A 15,750-nucleotide genomic window follows, 5' to 3' on the forward strand; every position below is an offset into this window, starting at 1 on the left:
GGTGTGAGCCTACTCGTTGACCGCCTGCCCGAAGAGATCGACGCCGATCCCGACGCCATCTTCGACGCGTTCGTCGCCTGGAACGCCGAGCGGGGGCTCACCCTCTATCCCGCCCAGGAGGAGGCCCTCATCGAGGTGGTCTCCGGCAACAACCTGATCCTGGCCACTCCCACCGGCTCCGGCAAGTCGCTGGTGGCGGCGGGCGCCCACTTCACGGCGCTGACCCGCGACCAGCGCACGTTCTACACCGCGCCCATCAAGGCCCTGGTGTCGGAGAAGTTCTTCGACCTGTGCGCCGTCTTCGGCACCGAGAACGTCGGCATGATGACCGGCGACGCCAGCGTCAATCCCGGTGCGCCGATCATCTGCTGCACGGCCGAGATCCTGGCGAACGTGGCGCTGCGCGACGGCGCGGCGGCCGACATCGGCCAGGTCGTGATGGACGAGTTCCACTTCTACGCCGAGCCCGACCGCGGCTGGGCCTGGCAGGTGCCGCTGCTGGAGCTGCCGAAGGTGCAGTTCATCCTGATGTCGGCGACGCTCGGCGACGTGTCGATGTTCAAGAGCGACCTGACCAGGCGCACCGGCCGGGAGACCGCGGTGGTCAAGCACGCCGAGCGGCCGGTGCCGCTGGTGTACTCCTACCGGATGACGCCGCTGCACGAGACGCTGGAGGAGATGCTCTCCACCGGCCAGGCGCCGGTCTACGTCGTGCACTTCACGCAGGCGGCGGCGATGGAGCGGGCGCAGGCGCTGATGTCGATCAACATGGCGACCAAGGCCGAGAAGGAGGCCATCGCCACCATGATCGGCGGGTTCCGGTTCACCACCCGGTTCGGGCGGGCGCTGTCGCGGCTGGTGCGTCACGGCATCGGCGTGCACCACGCCGGCATGTTGCCCAAGTACCGCCGCCTGGTGGAGCGGCTGGCGCAGGCGGGCCTGCTGAAGGTCATCTGCGGCACCGACACGCTGGGCGTCGGCGTCAACGTGCCGATCCGCACGGTGCTGTTCACGGCGCTGTCCAAGTACGACGGCAACAAGGTGCGGCGGCTGCGGGCCCGCGAGTTCCACCAGATCGCCGGCCGGGCCGGCCGGGCGGGCTTCGACACCATCGGCTACGTCGCCTGCCAGGCCCCCGAGCACGACATCGAGAACGCCAAGGCGCTGGCCAAGATCGGCGACGACCCCAAGCGGCGGCGCGGCTACGCCCGCAAGAAGCCGCCGGAGGGCTTCGTCGGCTGGAGCGAGGAGACGTTCCAGAAGCTGCAGGAGGCCGAGCCCGAGCCACTGAACTCGCGCTTCAAGGTCAGCAACGCCATGCTGCTCGCGGTGATCAACCGGCCGGGCGACTGCTTCCAGGCGATGAAGCACCTGCTGACCGACAACCACGAGGACCGCAAGTGGCAGCGCCGGCACATCAGCCAGGCCATCGCCATCTACCGGTCGCTGCTGGCGGGCGGCATCGTCGAGCAGTTCCGCGAGCCCGACGAGCAGGGCCGCCGCGCCCGGCTGACGATCGAGCTGCAGGAGGACTTCGCGCTGAACCAGGCGCTGTCCACGTTCGCGCTGGCCGCCTTCGACCTGCTCGACCGCGAGTCGCCGGCGTACGCCCTCGACATGGTCTCGATCGTGGAGTCCATCCTCGACGACCCGCGCCAGATCCTGTCGGCCCAGCTGAAGAAGGCCAGGGGCGAGGCCGTCGCGCAGATGAAGGCCGACGGCATCGAGTACGAAGAGCGCATGGAGCAGCTCGCCGAGGTCATGTACCCGATGCCGCTGGAGGACCTGCTGCTCGGCGCGTACGAGACCTACCGGCGCGGGCACCCGTGGGTGGGCGACTACACGGTCAGCCCCAAGTCGGTGGTGCGCGACATGTACGAGCGGGCGATGACGTTCAGCGAGTACATCCAGTTCTACGAGCTGGCCCGGTCCGAGGGCACGGTGCTGCGTTACCTGGCCGACGCCTACCGCACGCTGTCGCGCACGGTGCCCGAGCACCTCAAGACCGACGACCTGGTCGATCTCATCGAGTGGCTCGGTGAGCTGGTGCGCCAGGTCGACTCCTCGCTGATCGACGAGTGGGAGAAGCTGACCAACCCGGAGGCGGCGCTGGAGCAGCAGCAGCAGCTCGACGTCAAGGTGCGCCCGGTCACCGCCAACGTGCGGGCCTTCCGCGTGCTGGTGCGCAACGCGATGTTCCGGCTGGTCGAGCTGTGCGCGATCGAGAAGGAGGACGAGCTGGAGGAGCTGGCCCCCGACGTCGACTGGGGCGCGGCGCTCGACGCGTACTACGCCGACCACGAGGAGATCTTCACCGACGCCGACGCGCGCGGCCCCGCGCTGCTGCGCATCGAGGAGGAGAGCGGCCTGTGGAAGGTGCGGCAGACGATCAAGGATCCGGCCGGCGACGGCGACTGGGGCATCGACGCCCAGGTGGATCTGGCGGCGTCCGACGAGGAGGGCCGGGCCGTCCTGCATGTGCAGGGGCTCAACCGGCTGTAGAGAGCTGCGGAGAGCTGGAGAGAAGCGACAAGCCTGGTGCCGGAACGGACTGGCAAGGGCGCCCCGGCACAGGCCTGTCGATTCAGTTTCCGCCCGAAAACGTCGGGATCGTGTCATGACAATGTCCCAAGATCGAGACATTCCTTGCGTTCAGCAGTCGGCGAGGGTGCAAATCTTGGCGAGCATGCGCTTGGTGTCGCTGGTCTGGCGCATGAAGTCGGCCTTGGCGGGCTTCCCCCACTCGCCCGCGACGGTGTAGAGGATCAGCGCGTTCGCGCGGCGCGTCACGATCGCCCGCTCGCCGCCGACGGCCGCCTTCCTGCCCTGGTACGCCTGCCCCGTCACCATCAGCCCCTTGTCACCCAGGGCGACGGCGGCGGCCGAGTAGCGGTAGGCGGCGCTGCCGCAGGCGCGCACGGCGGCCTCCAGGTCCCGTAACGCCTTCCCGGCGGCGGACGCCGACGCGTAGAGCACCACCTGCTCCGACTTGGAGTAGTCGGGCACGGCCGTGTACGTCAGCGTCCTGGCCTGCGTGCGCCCCGCCTGGCCGAGCTTGGCCTGCTGGCACGGGTTGACGACCAGCGGGGCGGTCCGCCTGCCGCTGGCCGACCAGCTCGTCTCGGGGTCGTTGTCCTTCTTGGCGGCTTCCTTCTCGTACAGCAGGAAGTTGTTCGGAACGGCGACCGTGGCCGCCAGCATCAGTGCTGCGATCATGGGTCAAAATGGTACGAGTGAACGACGAAGAGATCAGACGCGTCCTGGGCCTGCTCTACCAGGACGAGACGTTGAAGACCTTCGCCTCCCTGGTGCTCGGCGCCACCGACGGCCTGCCCGTCAAGGCGTTGCGGAAGCTGGAGAACGGCGGGCTGGCCGCCTGCGACGAGAGCGGCGCGTGGCGGGCCACGCCGGAGCGCTTCCGCGACCTGCTGCGGGCGCACGCGGAGCCCGCGCAGCCGCTCAGCCAGGAGGAGCGGGTGCTGCGCACCTTCCTGGTGGACGGGCGGCTGACGACGACGGCGATGCGGCGCGACAAGCGGCTCGTCGTGCTGCGCTACATCTCCCGCGTCTTCGAGCCCGGCGTGCGGTATCCGGAGAAGGACGTGAACGTGGCGCTGCGGGCCTTCCACGACGACTACGCGGCGCTGCGCCGCTACCTGGTGGACGAGGAGCTCCTCTCGCGGGAGGGCAACGTCTACTGGCGCAGCGGCGGGCCCGTGGAGATCTGACGGAGGTTGCTCGTCCAGGCGTCCAGCTTGGCCTGCCACTGCTCCGGCGTCTCCGGCCGTCCTGGCACCCCCGGCCTGGTCTGCCAGGGCAGCGGTCCCTCCGCCCGGCGGTACTCCACGCCGATCGCGTCCAGCCGCCGCAGGTGTGCCGCCAGCCGCTCGCGAAAATCGGGCAGGTCGCGCCCGGCGGGGCTCCACACGGTCTCGGCGAAGGCCGCCAGGCGGGGGAAGGCCATGTAGTCCACCCGGCGCCCCGAGTCGATCAGCTCGGTCCAGACGCCGCACTGGGCGCCGAGGACGCGCGCGGCGGCCGGCTCGCCGCGCCGCTCGGCCGGGCCTGCTCCCCGCTCGCGCTGACCCGGTAGAGCAGCGCGGCGTGCGCGGGCACCTGGGCGGCCAGCTTCCCCGCGGTGGCGGAGACAGCGCCGGTCCACAGGTCCTCGACGCGGTGCCGCCCGCCGAGGTCCGTGGAGATCACGGCCGCGCGGTCGCTCTCGTTGAACAGCGCGACGGCCCTGTCACCGTTGCGCAGCGGCTTGGACAGCACGTGGTACCAGCCGTCGGAGCGGACGAGGGTGCCGTGCGCGCCCAGCGGGTCCTGGTCCACGGCGATCACCTCGGGGTTGGCCACGACCGAGGCCGGCGCCTGCGCCGGGGCGGCCTGGAGGATCAGCGGGGCGGCGCCCATGGCCCAGAGCGTGAACTGGGTGCGGTACTCCGTCTCGGTCATGCCGCCGCGCCCCCGCCTGGATCAGGTCGGGGTCGGCCCAGCTCCCGGGGCCCGTGTACTCGGCCCTGAGCTGGTTGAACTCCCAGATGTCGACCATGGTGGCGTAGGAGTCGGCGATGGGCCGGTTGTAGACGTTGGTGCGCCAGGTCGTGGCGCCGGTGTCCTTGCCCCAGAGCCAGGGCACGGTGCTGCCGTCCTCGTTGTTCATGGCGAAGACGACGTCCTGGCCGAGCGCCTGCCGCATCGGACGTCGGCGCTCTCGCTCCTGTGGGAGCCGGGGCCGCCGCCGGCGCAGGCCCTGGTGCCGGCCGAGAGGCTCAGGCCGAGCTTCAGGCCCTTGCCGTGCACGTAGCCGGCCGGCGCGGCGATGCCGCCGGGGAAGCGGGTGGCGTCGGCGGCCAGGGCGCCGCCGTCCCGCTGCGGGGCCAGCCAGCAGTCGTCGATGATGACGTACCGGTAGCCGAGCGGGGCGAGGGGTGCCAGGGCGTCGGCGGCCCGGCGTACGGACTGCTCGGAGACCGAGCAGCCGAGCGAGCGCCTGCTCCAGCCCATCGGCGGGGCGGTGACCGTCTCCGCGGCGCTGGGCAGGGGTAAGAAGGGCATGCTGAGGAGGGCCGCCGCGGCGGCGGCCGTGATCGTGCGCATGGGGGTCCTGTCAGGCGGGGTTCAGCGTGGGGCGGCCCGGCTCGATGACGAAGGAGCCGGAGGTGTAGGCGGGGGCGTAGGGCTCGGTGACGCGGGACAGCGAGCGGAAGTCGACCTTCATCTCGCGCTCGGTGATCCGGGTCCGCACGTAGCCGCGGCGGCCGTTGAAGAACGTGACGTGCGGGTTCTCATTCAGCAGGACCTGCGTGTTGGGGTACTCGTCCAGGCCGTTGCCCGCGCTGGTGACCGAGGTGGTGACCAGCTCGACGGCGACGGGCTTCGACTCGGGGTCGCGGAAGTCGCGCTTGACCTCGCCGGCCCAGTGGGAGTGCACGTCGCCGGTGAGCACCACCGCGTTGCGCCGGTAGGTGTCGATGGCGGCGGTCAGGCGGTCGCGGGAGGCGACGTAGCCGTCCCAGCCCTCGTTGGAGTAGCCCTTGCCCTCGCCGTTCGTCCAGTCCATCTCCATGAAGAAGACCTGCTGGCCGAGCAGGTCCCAGGTGGCGCGCGAGCGCTTGAGCCGGTCGTCCAGCCAGGCCTCCTGCTCGCGGCCGAGCATGGTGCGGTTGGGCTCGAAGCGCTGCACGCAGTCGGGGCCGACCGTGCCGCTCTTCCCGGTGCAGGCGTACAGGTCGCGGTACTGGCGGGTGTCGAGCAGGTGCAGGTTGGCGACCGTGCCCCAGCGGATGCTGCGGTAGAGGTCGAGCGCGGCGCCCCTGGGCCGCTGGGCGCGGCGCAGCGGCATGTTCTCGTAGTACGCCTGGAACGCCTCGGCCCTGCGCTGGAGGAAGGGCGGGTCGGGCTGCTCGGGCACGTCGCCCGCCCAGGCGTTCTCGATGTCGTGGTCGTCCCACACCACGACCCAGGGGGCGATGGCGTGCGCGAGCTGCGACTCAGGGTCGGCCTTGTGCTGGGCGTGGCGCAGGCGGTAGCCGGCCAGGTCCAGGCACTCGCCGCCGGCCTGGTCGCGTACCGGGTACTTGTAGTCGCCGTACTCGTAGATGTAGTCGCCGAGGAAGGCGATCAGGTCGGGCTGGTCCTCGGCCATCCTGCGGTACGGGGTGAACCAGCCGGCCTGGTAGTCGGCGCAGGAGGTGAACGACAGGTTCAGCGGCGTGCTGCGGGTGCCGGGCGCGGGCGCGGTGAGGGTGCGGCCCACCGGGCTCAGCTCGCCGTCGGCCTTGAAGCGGTAGAAGTACTCGGCGCCGGGGTCGAGCCCGTCGAGCTCGACGTGCACGCTGTGGGCCGCCTCGGGGCGGGCGACCTGCGCGCCTCGGCGTACGACCTGTCGGAAGTTCTCGTCCTTGGCGAGCTGCCACTGGACGGACACCGGCCGGTCCGGCATGCCGCCGAGGCCGTCGGGCGCGATCGGGTTCATGGCCAGGCGGGTCCAGAGCACCACGCCGTCATGCGTGGGCTCGCCCGAGGCGACGCCGAGCTGGAAGGGGTCGGACAGAGGGGCGCGCCGGGCAGCCGCGTGCACAGGGGGAACCCCCAGTACCGCGGACATGCCCAGGCCGACGCCCCCGGCGACAAGTGAACGCCGGGTGATCATGGGGGTCCTTACTTGACGGTGGCGTTGCCTTCGGCGACAGCCTGGTCGGCGGCTGCTTGCGGAGAGAGTTCGCCGAGATACAGCTCGTTGAAAATCTGGTTAAGCTTCGTCTCGAACCCGGTGAATCCCGTCGTGATCGGCCGCGGGCAGGTGGTGCCCTCCGCCTCCTGGGCGAACGGCGTCACGTCGATCATCGGCGGCACGGTGCACAGGGGCTTCGGCGCCGCCGCCGGCGATGGTGGTGCTCGGCGGCGGCTTCTCGTGCTCGGCCGACGTGCTGTCGACCGGCTGCGGGCGCGGCTGGAGCGCCGGTGCATGCGGCTGCCCGCCCCGGATGACCGGCGCAACGCCGTCACCCGGTGGCCGGGCGCAGCCGGGCGCGGTAGTCCCGGGGCGGCAGGCCGTACTCCTTCCTGAAAGCCCGGCTGAAGTGGAACGGGCTGACGAAGCCCGAGGCCGCCGCCACCTGCCCCACGTCCATGTCGGTCACCTCCAGCAGGCTCGCCGCGTGGCGCACCCGCGCCCTGCGTACGGCCTGCATCGGCGTCTGACCGGTCGTCTCGGCGAACAGGTGGGCGAAACGGGAGGGCGAGAGCGCGACCGCGCGCGCGAGCGAGGCGACCGAGTGCGGCGCCCCCGGCTCGGCCGTGATGATCGCCAGCGCCCGGCGTACCCGCTCGTCGCCCTCCTCACCCCTGCCCTGCGGCCTCGCGGTGGCGGTCGCCAGCACCAGCACCTCCTCCACGGCCCCCAGCACCAGCTCCCTGGCCGGACCACCGACCACCACGGCCGGCGCGCGCAGCTCGGACGGCACACCTGCCACATACGGAACGCGGGCGTCCGGCGTCCAGCGGGCATCGCGCAACGCCCGCCGGAAGGCCAGCCCGATCCGCTCGTGCACACCCCCCGGAACCCCCGCCACCAGGTGCGCCCCGCCACCCCTGGCATGCGGCCCCAGCCACACCGTCCACGCGGCCCGCGGCTGGAAGTGCACCCACCAGAACCGCCACCGCCCCACCGCCGGCGACACCCGGTAGTGCTGCGCCACCCCCGACCCCAGCACCGCCAGATCCCCCGCCCCCACCCGGAACCCCGCCCCGCCCTGCTCGACGAGCCCCTCCCCCGCCTCGGTCCACAACAACAACCAGCTCGGCGAGCCGCCGGAACGCCGCGTGGCGTACCCGGCGGGCTTGTCGTAGTGCCCCACGATCATCAGCTCGGCAGCAGGAACAGACAGGTCCTCAGCGGTCACAGGCATACCGTTGCACGACAGCGCTCCTTAGCGTGAGAGGCATGAGGCTCAACGACTTCCACGATCAGGGGTACGTGCTGGTGCCCGGTCTCCTCGCCCAGGAAGAGGTGGCCGAGCTGCGCGACGAGTTCATGGCGCTGCACGCCCGGGGTCCGATCCCGGGTCACTTCGCGCCGCAGCCGCAGGCGCCTGGGCAGCCGTACGACATCCTGCGCGACTATCCCCGGATCATGCACCCGCACCAGGTGAACGACGTGGCCCTGCGCTACCTGCTCGACAGGCGCATCGGCGCGATCCTGCGCGACCTGTTGGGCGAGGAGCCGATAGCAGCCCAGAGCATGTTCTACTTCAAGCCGCCGGGTGCCAGGGGCCAGGCGCTGCACCAGGACAACTTCTACCTCCGGGTCGAGCCCGGCACCTGCGTGGCCGCCTGGGTGGCGCTCGACCGGGTGGACCGGGCCAACGGCGGTCTGGAGGTGGTGCCCGGCACCCACCTCATGGACCTGTTCTGCCCGGAGGAGGCCGATGAAGGCGTCTCGTTCACCCGCGAGTACGTGCCGCCGCCGCCCGGCCTGAAGAAGGTCCCCGTGGACATGAACCCGGGGGACGTGCTGTTCTTCAACGGCAGCCTCGTGCACGGCTCCGAGCCGAACAGCACAGCAGACCGCTTCCGCCGCAGCTTCATCTGCCACTACGTGGGCCGTTCGGCCGAGCGGATCGCGGAGTACTACCCGACGCTCACCATGTCGGGCGACCCCGTACGGCTCGAACCGGCACTCGGCGGCGGCCCCTGCGGCACGGAGATCACCGGCCCCCACTAGCCCACCCACCGGAGCACACCGCCCGCACCAACCACCCACCGGAGCACACCGCCCGCATCAGCCACCCACCGGAGCACTCCGTCCGGATCGGCCACCCGCCGCAGACCGGAGGCCAGGTCCACGCCGGTCGTCCACCGGAGACGCGGCCCGCGCCGGTGGTCAGCCGCCGGAGATATCCGACTCGGCGTCTCCGTCGGGCACGGGGCAGTCCCACGGATCGTCCAGCCACCCGTCAGGCAGCAGCACCTTGGACCGCTCCCCCGACTTGCCCCGTGGTGTGTCCGTGTTCGGCGGCCACGGCTGATCGTGCTCCAGCTTCGCCAGACCGGCCCGCAGCCCGTCGAGCGACTCGGCCGTGGCCAGCTCCCGCCGCAGCTCGCTGCCCACCGTGAACCCCTTGAGGTACCAGCCGACGTGCTTGCGGAAGTCGGCCACGGCGTACCGCTCGATGTCGAAGCACCCGGCCAGGCCCTCGGCGTGCCTGGCCATCACCTCGGCGACCTCGCCGAGGGTCGGCCGGGCCCGCTCGGGGTCGCCGTCGAACGCGTTCGCCAAGTCCTTGAACAACCACGGCCGCCCCAGGCACCCGCGCCCGACCACCACCCCGTCGCAGCCGGTGCGCGCCACCATCCTGAGCGCGTCGTCGGCGGACCAGATGTCGCCGTTGCCCAGCACGGGGATCTCGGGCACGGCCTCCTTCAGCCGCGCGATGGCCTCCCAATCGGCGACGCCGCCGTAGTGCTGCTTGGCGGTGCGGGCGTGCAGCGCGATCGCGGAGACCCCCTCCTCGGCGGCGATCCGCCCGGCGTCGAGGTAGGTCAGGTGGTCGTCGTCGATGCCCTTGCGCATCTTCATCGTCACGGGCAGCGGGCCCGCGTTCGCCACCGCCTCGCGCAGGATGCGGCGCAGCAGGTTCCGCTTGTACGGCAGCGCGGACCCGCCGCCCCGCCTGGTCACCTTGGGCACGGGGCAGCCGAAGTTGAGATCGACGTGGTCGGCGAGGTCCTCCTCGGCGATCATCCGCACCGCCCGGCCCACGACCTCGGGGTCCACCCCGTAGAGCTGGATGCTCCTGGGCCGCTCCGACTCGTCGAACCTGATCATCCGCATCGTCTTGGGATTGCGCTCGACGAGACCCCTGGTCGTGATCATCTCGCACACGAACAACCCGGCGCCCTGCTCCCGGCACAGCACCCGGAACGGCGCGTTCGTGATGCCCGCCATCGGCGCGAGCACCACCGGCGGCCATACCTCAATCGGCCCAATCTTCACCCCGACAGTTGTAGCGCAGGTCAAGCCGCAACCGGTATTCGCGGATAGTCTGTGATCGGCATCTTCGGTTGAGGGGGATGGATGCTTCTTCGAGTGCGCGTCGCGCTGCCCGACCGGCCGGGCTCGCTGGCGCAGGTCACCAAGGTCCTGGGCGTGGCGGGCGCCGACATCACGCAGGTCACCGTGCTCGACCGAGGCGCGGGCCGGGCGGTCGACGACATCACCGTCTTCTGCCCCGACAGCACGCCCCGTCAGACCCTGCTCAAGAGCCTGCAGAGCGTCGAGGGCGTGACCGTCGAAGGCATCTGGACCACCCGCGAGGCCCCCGGCACCTACCCCGAGCTGGAGATACTCAAGTACATCACCACGGCCGGCGACCGGGCCCTGACCACGCTCATCGACTCGCTGCCCGTCCTGTTCAGCGCCGACTGGGCGGCCACCGCAGCCGCCGACCGCCGCCTCGTCTACGCGAGCTGGCGCGCCCCTCAGGATCTGACCCTCCCGGACGAGGTGCCCGCCCGCCCCACGGCCCTGACCGGGGACGGCGGCCTGCACCTCATCCACGCCCCGCTCCCGCCCCTGGCCCTGTCGCTCCTGCTGGCCCGCTCCGAGGGCCCGGCCTTCCACCGCATCGAGGTGCACCGCCTCACCCGCATCCTGGAGATCTTCCTCAGCCTCCCCGCCACCGAGCGCAGCGTGGCCCGCCAGCTCCGCAAGGAGCCCCGGTAGCGCCCGCGAGTAAGCATCCGGTCGAGAAACGCGCTATTGTTAACCAGGTGCGAACGCACCACAGCGCGGAAGTGGCTCAGTGGTAGAGCATCACCTTGCCAAGGTGAGGGTCGCGGGTTCGAATCCCGTCTTCCGCTCGGAGAGGGTTTGACTCGGTGGCGTGGCCGAGAGGCGAGGCAGCGGCCTGCAAAGCCGTCCACACGGGTTCAAATCCCGTCGCCACCTCCACGGACGATTAGCTCAGCGGGAGAGCGCTTCCCTGACACGGAAGAGGTCACTGGTTCAATCCCAGTATCGTCCACCATCCGGCATCAGGCCCCGGGCTCGCCGAGCCCGGGGCTTGTCCGTGTCCAACGCAGGCAGCGTCCAACGCAGACAGCGTCCAACGCCGGCAACGTTCAACGCAGGCAGCGTTGGGTCCAGCGCCTACCGGCGAAGACCTTGCGGCACTTGTTCGAGGTCGGGCCCCAGGTAGCCGTCCTCGGTCCTGGTGCCCGATCGCCGCGTTCACGGCGTCCCCGCCCTTCCTGCGCGCGGTACGGATCGTCGTACGGCACCGTCCAGAAGGACCCCTCCTCAGCCTTCTTCCCGATGGGCGGCACGTATCCGTCGATGCGGATGTAGTACCAGTCGGTTCCAACAGAGGATGAAAGTCTCAGTTGCCGTTGACACCCTCCACGTGAGCGCTAACAATCGCGGCACCTCCCCAATCAAGGCCGCGAAATGTTAGCGCTATCAAGGAGTCCCGATGCTTCGCAGAACCCTGGCAGCCCTGTCGCTCCTCCTGTTAGCCCTGGTGGTCCCCGGCACCGGCCCGGCCCAGGCGGCCACCTCCTACACCAACCCCATCAAGTCGCAGAAGGGCGCCGACCCCTGGCTGACCTGGCACGACGGCAACTACTACCTGATCACCACCAGCTTCACGAACACGCTGGTCGTGCGCCGCTCCCCCACCCTCGGCGGCCTGCCCACGGCCCCCGGCATCCAGGTCTGGCAGGACACCACGTCCTCCCGCGGCACCAACTTCTGGGCCCCCGAGCTGCACCAGCTCAACGGCCGCTGGTACATCTACTACTCGGCCGGCGCGGTCGGCGCCGCCTGCTGTGACAGCCAGCGCACCCACGTGCTGGAGAGCGCGGGCAGCGATCCCCTCGGGCCGTACTCCTACCGGAGCATGCTGTCGGGCTCCAACCTCACGCCGGGCGGCTGGCTGATCGACGCGAGTCCCATGGCCCTGAACGGCTCCCTGTACCTGCTCGGCAGCGGCTTCATCGCGGGCAGCCAGCAGAGCCTGGTGATCGCGCCGATGAGCAACCCGTACACGCTGAGCTCCAGCACCTTCACCCGGATCTCCAGCCCCACCTACAGCTGGGAGACGCAGGGCGGGACGGTGAACGAGGGGCCGGAGGCGCTGCAGCGCGGCGGGCAGACGTTCGTGATCTACTCGGCCAGCGCCTGCTGGGGCCCCGACTACAAGCTCGGCCAGCTCACCTACAACGGCGGCAACCCGCTCAGCGCGTCGAGCTGGGCGAAGAAGGCGACGCCGGTGTTCCAGCGCTCGGGCAGCGTGTACGGCCCCGGCCACAACGGCTTCTTCACCTCGCCCAACGGCGCCGAGAACTGGATCGTCTACCACGCCAACAGCTCCAGCGGCGGCGGCTGCGACAACAACCGCACCACCCGGGCCCAGAGGTTCACCTGGAACGCCGACGGCACGCCGAACTTCGGCACCCCCGTCGCCACCGGCACCTCCCTGCCCGCACCCGCCGGGGAGACGGCGGCCACGCCGACGGCGTACACGCTGGTCAACCGCAACAGCGGCAAGTGCCTGGAGGTCGCGGGCGGCGGGACGGCGGACGGCGCGAACATCCAGCAGTGGGCCTGCAACGGTGGCAGCAACCAGCGCTGGCGGATCGAGGACCAGGCCGACGACACCAGCCGGCTGGTGAACGTGGCCACCGGCAAGGTCGCCGACCTGGCCGACTGCGCCGCCGCCGACGGCACCGACATCCGGCAGTGGAGCTGGCTGAACAACACCTGCCAGCGGTTCCGCCTGGTCTACACCGCCTCCGGGGGGTGGGTGCGGATCGTCAACGCCGCCACCGGCAAGGTCGCCGACGTGGCCGACTGCGGGACGGCGGACGGCACGGACGTGCGACAGTGGAGCTGGCTGAACAACAACTGCCAACAGTGGTCCATCCGCCCCGCCTGACACCCCCGCCTGACACCCCCGCCTGACACCCCCGCCTGGCGCCCCCACCTGACGCTCCGCCTGGCGCCCCACCCGCCCCACCCGCCCCACCCGCCCCACCCGCCCCACCCGCCCCCCGCTCTACGACCCGCCGATAATGATCGCGCGCTCGCCCCTTCCGCCTGTTAGCGTTACCGCTGAGGGGGTGAGCCGCGGTGAGATCCAAACCGGGCAGGCCTGCGGTGCTCATGGACGTCGCCGTGCTCGCCGGCGTCTCCACGATGACCGTCTCGCGGGTGCTGAACTCACCCGATCTCGTCCGCGCCGAGACCAGGGCTCGGGTGCTGGCCGCAGTCCGCGAGCTGGACTACCGGCCCAACCAGGCCGCCCGCCAGCTCGTCACCGGCCGTTCCGGCGTGCTGGGCGTGGTCAGCATCGACACCACCCTGTACGGCCCGGCCTCCACGCTCTACTGCATCGAGCAGGCCGCCAGGCACGCCGGCTACAACGTCAGCATCGCCAGCCTCAGCTCACTGAACCGCAGGTCGATGGAGGAGGGCGTGCAGCGGCTGCGCACCCAGTCCGTCGACGGCGTGATCATCGTCGCGCCGCACGAGTCGGCCGCCGACGGGCTGCGGCACCTGCCGCCCGAGATGCCGGTGGTCGCGGTGGACGCCGGCGACGACATCCCCGTCCCCGTGGCGAAGGTGGACCAGCGGACCGGCGCCGCCCGCGTCACCCGCCACCTGCTCAGCCTCGGCCACCGCAGCGTGTGGCACGTGGCGGGGCCCGCCGACTGGCTCGACGCCAACGGCCGCATCGAGGGCTGGCGCGGCGTGCTGGAGTCGGCCGGGCGACCGGTGCCCGACGTGCTGCGCGGCGACTGGAGCTCCCGCTCCGGCTACCAGCTCGGCCGCCACCTCGCCGCCGACCCCGAGGTCACCGCGGTGTTCGTGGCCAACGACCAGATGGCGCTCGGCGTGCTGCGCGCGCTGCGCGAGGCCGGGCGCCGGGTGCCTGAGGACGTCAGCGTGGCGGGCTTCGACGACATCCCGGAGTCGGCCTACTTCTGGCCGCCGCTGACGACCGTGCGACAGGACTTCGGCGAGGTGGGGCGGCACGCGTTCCACCTGCTGCTGGACCGGATGGCGGGGGCGGAGCCGGAGGCGCGGCGGCTGGTCGAGCCCGAGCTGGTCGTCCGCGAGAGCACCGGCCCCGCGCCCGCGGGTTAGGCCAGCCGGATCACGTTCCACGAGACCGGGGGCAGCAGCACCCGCAGCGGGTCGGCCTCGACGTCCCCGTTCGGGCGCGGCGTGATCCGGGTGGGGTCGTCGGCCGTATTACGGGCGTAGACGTCCGGGTCGGTCAGTGTGCTGGCCTCGACGATGCGGACGCCACCGAGCGCCCGGGCGTCGATCTCCAGCGACAGCGGCCCGTCGGTCGACCGGTTGACGGCGAACAGCGTCGTCCCCTGCGAAGCGGAGTGGGTGGCGACCGCGTGCAGCAGCGGCACCTCGCCGTGCTGCTTCGTCTCGTACGCCGGCGAGTGCGGCTCCACGCGCAGCACGTCACCGGCCGCGTACCGGGAGGCCTGGGCGAAGGGGTGGAAGGTGGTCTGGCGCCAGGCCCGGCCGCCGGGCTCGGTCACGATGGGCGCGATCACGTTCACGAGCTGGGCCAGCGAGGCGGCGGTGACGCGGTCGCTGTTGCGCAGCAGCGTGATCAGCAGCCCGCCGAACGTCACCGCGTCGGCGAGGTTGTAGTGGTCCTCCAGCAGGGGCGGGGCGACCGGCCAGTCCTGCGGGGTGCCGGCGTCGTGGAAGCGCGAGAGGTACCACACGTTCCACTCGTCGAAGGAGATGTTGATCTTCTTGCGGGACTTGAGCCGCGCGCCGACGTGGTCGGCGGTGGCCACGACCGAGGCGATGAAGTACTCCATGTCGGTCGAGCTGGCCAGGAAGCTGCCCAGGTCGCCGTCCTTCTCCTCGTAGTAGGCGTGGCAGGAGATGTAGTCGACCAGGTCGTAGGTCTCCTCCAGCACCTCGGCCTCCCACGAGCCGAACGTCGGCATGCTGGAGCTGGAGCTGCCGCAGGCGACCAGCTCCAGCTTCGGGTCCACCATGCGCATGGCGCGGGCGGTCTCGGCGGCCAGCCGGCCGTACTCTCGGGCCGTCTTGTGGCCGGTCTGCCAGGGGCCGTCCATCTCGTTGCCCAGGCACCACATCCTGATGTCGTGCGGCTCCTTGGCGCCGTTGGCGACGCGCAGGTCGGACAGCGTGGTGCCGGACGGGTGGTTGGCGTACTCCAGCAGGTCGAGGGCCTCGGCGAGGCCGCGGGTGCCGAGGTTGACGGCCATCATGGGCTCCACGCCTGCCTTGCGGCACCAGCGGACGAACTCGTCGACGCCGACCTCGTTCGTCTCCGTGCTGTGCCAGGCCAGGTCTAGCCGGCGCGGGCGCTCGGCGACGGGGCCGATGCCGTCCTCCCAGCGGTAGCCGGAGACGAAGTTGCCGCCGGGGTAGCGGACGGTGGAGACGCCCAGCTCCCTGGTCAGGTCGAGGACGTCGCGGCGGAAGCCGTCCTCGTCGGCGGTGGGGTGGCCGGGCTCGTAGATGCCGGTGTAGACGCAGCGCCCGAGGTGCTCCACGAACGTGCCGAAGGTGCGCCGGCGTACCGGGGCGACCTTGAAGGCGGGATCGAGGGTGAGTCTGGCCTGATGCACGGGCGGCGCTCCCTGTTTCTCGGGCGTTACGTGGTCCCGATTGTTAGCGCTATCACAGGGACCGGTCAAGGGGTGGCGATCGCCGCAACCGGTTGCGGGCGGACC

The 15,750-nt window shown here is 71.1% G+C and carries 14 protein-coding genes, 3 tRNA genes and 1 pseudogene; 9 read left to right on the forward strand and 9 right to left on the reverse strand.

The features are described 5' to 3' along the window. Positions 1-3 precede the first annotated feature (3 nt). On the forward strand, positions 4-2,502 hold the full coding sequence (locus LCN96_RS38105; protein ID WP_225267279.1) for a DEAD/DEAH box helicase: 2,499 nt from the start codon (positions 4-6) through the stop codon (positions 2,500-2,502). 150 nt (positions 2,503-2,652) lie between these two features. Here LCN96_RS38105 and LCN96_RS38110 read toward each other — a convergent pair whose 3' ends face one another. Then, positions 2,653-3,216, reverse strand: a complete 564-nt coding sequence (locus LCN96_RS38110) for a hypothetical protein (protein ID WP_225267280.1) — start codon at positions 3,214-3,216, stop codon at positions 2,653-2,655. Between the two features lie 8 nt (positions 3,217-3,224). Here LCN96_RS38110 and LCN96_RS38115 point away from each other — a divergent pair, with 8 nt between their 5' ends. Continuing rightward, positions 3,225-3,728: a DUF2087 domain-containing protein gene (locus tag LCN96_RS38115; protein WP_225267281.1), complete on the forward strand. Its 504-nt coding sequence runs from the start codon at positions 3,225-3,227 to the stop codon at positions 3,726-3,728. Here the strand turns inward: LCN96_RS38115 and LCN96_RS38120 are convergent. The 6 genes and pseudogenes from LCN96_RS38120 to LCN96_RS38145 form a co-directional block, all read right to left on the reverse strand. Next, positions 3,695-4,045 (reverse strand): annotated as a pseudogene (locus LCN96_RS38120) (family 20 glycosylhydrolase); the annotation flags it as partial. The gene LCN96_RS38115 and the pseudogene LCN96_RS38120 sit on opposite strands and share 34 nt — an antisense overlap. Next, on the reverse strand, positions 3,991-4,458 hold the full coding sequence (locus LCN96_RS38125; RefSeq protein ID WP_311132021.1) for an alpha-amylase family protein: 468 nt from the start codon (positions 4,456-4,458) through the stop codon (positions 3,991-3,993). The gene LCN96_RS38125 and the pseudogene LCN96_RS38120, both read right to left, overlap by 55 nt. Before the next feature lie 204 nt (positions 4,459-4,662). After that, complete coding sequence (locus LCN96_RS38130; RefSeq protein ID WP_225267283.1) at positions 4,663-5,103, reverse strand: alpha-amylase family protein; 441 nt, start codon at positions 5,101-5,103, stop codon at positions 4,663-4,665. A 10-nt stretch (positions 5,104-5,113) separates the two neighbouring features. Then, positions 5,114-6,658 (reverse strand): alkaline phosphatase D family protein, encoded by a 1,545-nt coding sequence (locus tag LCN96_RS38135; RefSeq protein ID WP_225267284.1) that lies wholly within the window; start codon positions 6,656-6,658, stop codon positions 5,114-5,116. A gap of 8 nt (positions 6,659-6,666) precedes the next feature. After that, the gene (locus tag LCN96_RS38140; protein WP_225267285.1) at positions 6,667-6,852 is read right to left on the reverse strand and encodes a hypothetical protein; all 186 of its coding nucleotides are present in this window, start codon (positions 6,850-6,852) and stop codon (positions 6,667-6,669) included. Positions 6,853-7,010: 158 nt separating this feature from the next. Beyond that, on the reverse strand, positions 7,011-7,910 hold the full coding sequence (locus LCN96_RS38145) for a helix-turn-helix domain-containing protein (RefSeq protein ID WP_225267286.1): 900 nt from the start codon (positions 7,908-7,910) through the stop codon (positions 7,011-7,013). A 41-nt stretch (positions 7,911-7,951) separates the two neighbouring features. On the opposite strand from LCN96_RS38145, the gene LCN96_RS38150 reads away from it, so the two are divergent. Further along, on the forward strand, positions 7,952-8,731 hold the full coding sequence (locus LCN96_RS38150) for a phytanoyl-CoA dioxygenase family protein (protein ID WP_225267287.1): 780 nt from the start codon (positions 7,952-7,954) through the stop codon (positions 8,729-8,731). Positions 8,732-8,890: 159 nt separating this feature from the next. Here the strand turns inward: LCN96_RS38150 and dusB are convergent, their stop codons facing one another. Then, positions 8,891-10,003, reverse strand: coding sequence for a tRNA dihydrouridine synthase DusB (dusB, locus tag LCN96_RS38155; RefSeq protein WP_225267288.1), 1,113 nt, complete (start codon positions 10,001-10,003; stop codon positions 8,891-8,893). Positions 10,004-10,084: 81 nt separating this feature from the next. On the opposite strand from dusB, the gene LCN96_RS38160 reads away from it, so the two are divergent. The 6 genes from LCN96_RS38160 (at position 10,085) to LCN96_RS38185 (ending at position 14,155) form a co-directional block, all read left to right on the forward strand. After that, positions 10,085-10,732: an ACT domain-containing protein gene (locus tag LCN96_RS38160; protein WP_225267289.1), complete on the forward strand. Its 648-nt coding sequence runs from the start codon at positions 10,085-10,087 to the stop codon at positions 10,730-10,732. Positions 10,733-10,797: 65 nt separating this feature from the next. Next, positions 10,798-10,869 (forward strand) — tRNA-Gly (locus tag LCN96_RS38165). Positions 10,870-10,886: 17 nt separating this feature from the next. Beyond that, positions 10,887-10,960 (forward strand) — tRNA-Cys (locus LCN96_RS38170). A gap of 1 nt (position 10,961) precedes the next feature. Further along, positions 10,962-11,036, forward strand: a tRNA-Val gene (locus LCN96_RS38175). 444 nt (positions 11,037-11,480) lie between these two features. Beyond that, the gene (locus LCN96_RS38180) at positions 11,481-12,944 is read left to right on the forward strand and encodes a family 43 glycosylhydrolase (protein ID WP_225267290.1); all 1,464 of its coding nucleotides are present in this window, start codon (positions 11,481-11,483) and stop codon (positions 12,942-12,944) included. Positions 12,945-13,138: 194 nt separating this feature from the next. Next, positions 13,139-14,155 carry a LacI family DNA-binding transcriptional regulator gene (locus LCN96_RS38185; protein WP_449867078.1) on the forward strand — a complete coding sequence of 339 codons (1,017 nt, stop codon included), beginning with the start codon at positions 13,139-13,141 and terminating at the stop codon, positions 14,153-14,155. On the opposite strand, the gene arfA is transcribed toward LCN96_RS38185, so the two are convergent. Next, positions 14,152-15,645, reverse strand: a complete 1,494-nt coding sequence (gene arfA, locus LCN96_RS38190; RefSeq protein WP_225267291.1) for an arabinosylfuranosidase ArfA — start codon at positions 15,643-15,645, stop codon at positions 14,152-14,154. The two genes, LCN96_RS38185 and arfA, sit on opposite strands and share 4 nt — an antisense overlap. Positions 15,646-15,750: the final 105 nt, after the last annotated feature.

The sequence above is a fragment of the Nonomuraea gerenzanensis genome (assembly GCF_020215645.1).
GTDB lineage: Bacteria > Actinomycetota > Actinomycetes > Streptosporangiales > Streptosporangiaceae > Nonomuraea > Nonomuraea gerenzanensis.

What these genes read in the sequence shown, in the direction of transcription:
- LCN96_RS38135 (WP_225267284.1), bottom strand. Translation starts at nt 6,658, where the DNA reads ATGATCACCCGGCGTTCACTTGTCGCCGGGGGCGTCGGCCTGGGCATG.
- LCN96_RS38160 (WP_225267289.1), top strand. Translation starts at nt 10,085, where the DNA reads ATGCTTCTTCGAGTGCGCGTCGCGCTGCCCGACCGGCCGGGCTCGCTG.
- LCN96_RS38150 (WP_225267287.1), top strand. Translation starts at nt 7,952, where the DNA reads ATGAGGCTCAACGACTTCCACGATCAGGGGTACGTGCTGGTGCCCGGT.
- LCN96_RS38180 (WP_225267290.1), top strand. Translation starts at nt 11,481, where the DNA reads ATGCTTCGCAGAACCCTGGCAGCCCTGTCGCTCCTCCTGTTAGCCCTG.
- LCN96_RS38110 (WP_225267280.1), bottom strand. Translation starts at nt 3,216, where the DNA reads ATGATCGCAGCACTGATGCTGGCGGCCACGGTCGCCGTTCCGAACAAC.
- LCN96_RS38125 (WP_311132021.1), bottom strand. Translation starts at nt 4,458, where the DNA reads ATGACCGAGACGGAGTACCGCACCCAGTTCACGCTCTGGGCCATGGGC.
- LCN96_RS38130 (WP_225267283.1), bottom strand. Translation starts at nt 5,103, where the DNA reads ATGCGCACGATCACGGCCGCCGCCGCGGCGGCCCTCCTCAGCATGCCC.
- LCN96_RS38140 (WP_225267285.1), bottom strand. Translation starts at nt 6,852, where the DNA reads ATGATCGACGTGACGCCGTTCGCCCAGGAGGCGGAGGGCACCACCTGC.
- LCN96_RS38115 (WP_225267281.1), top strand. Translation starts at nt 3,225, where the DNA reads ATGGTACGAGTGAACGACGAAGAGATCAGACGCGTCCTGGGCCTGCTC.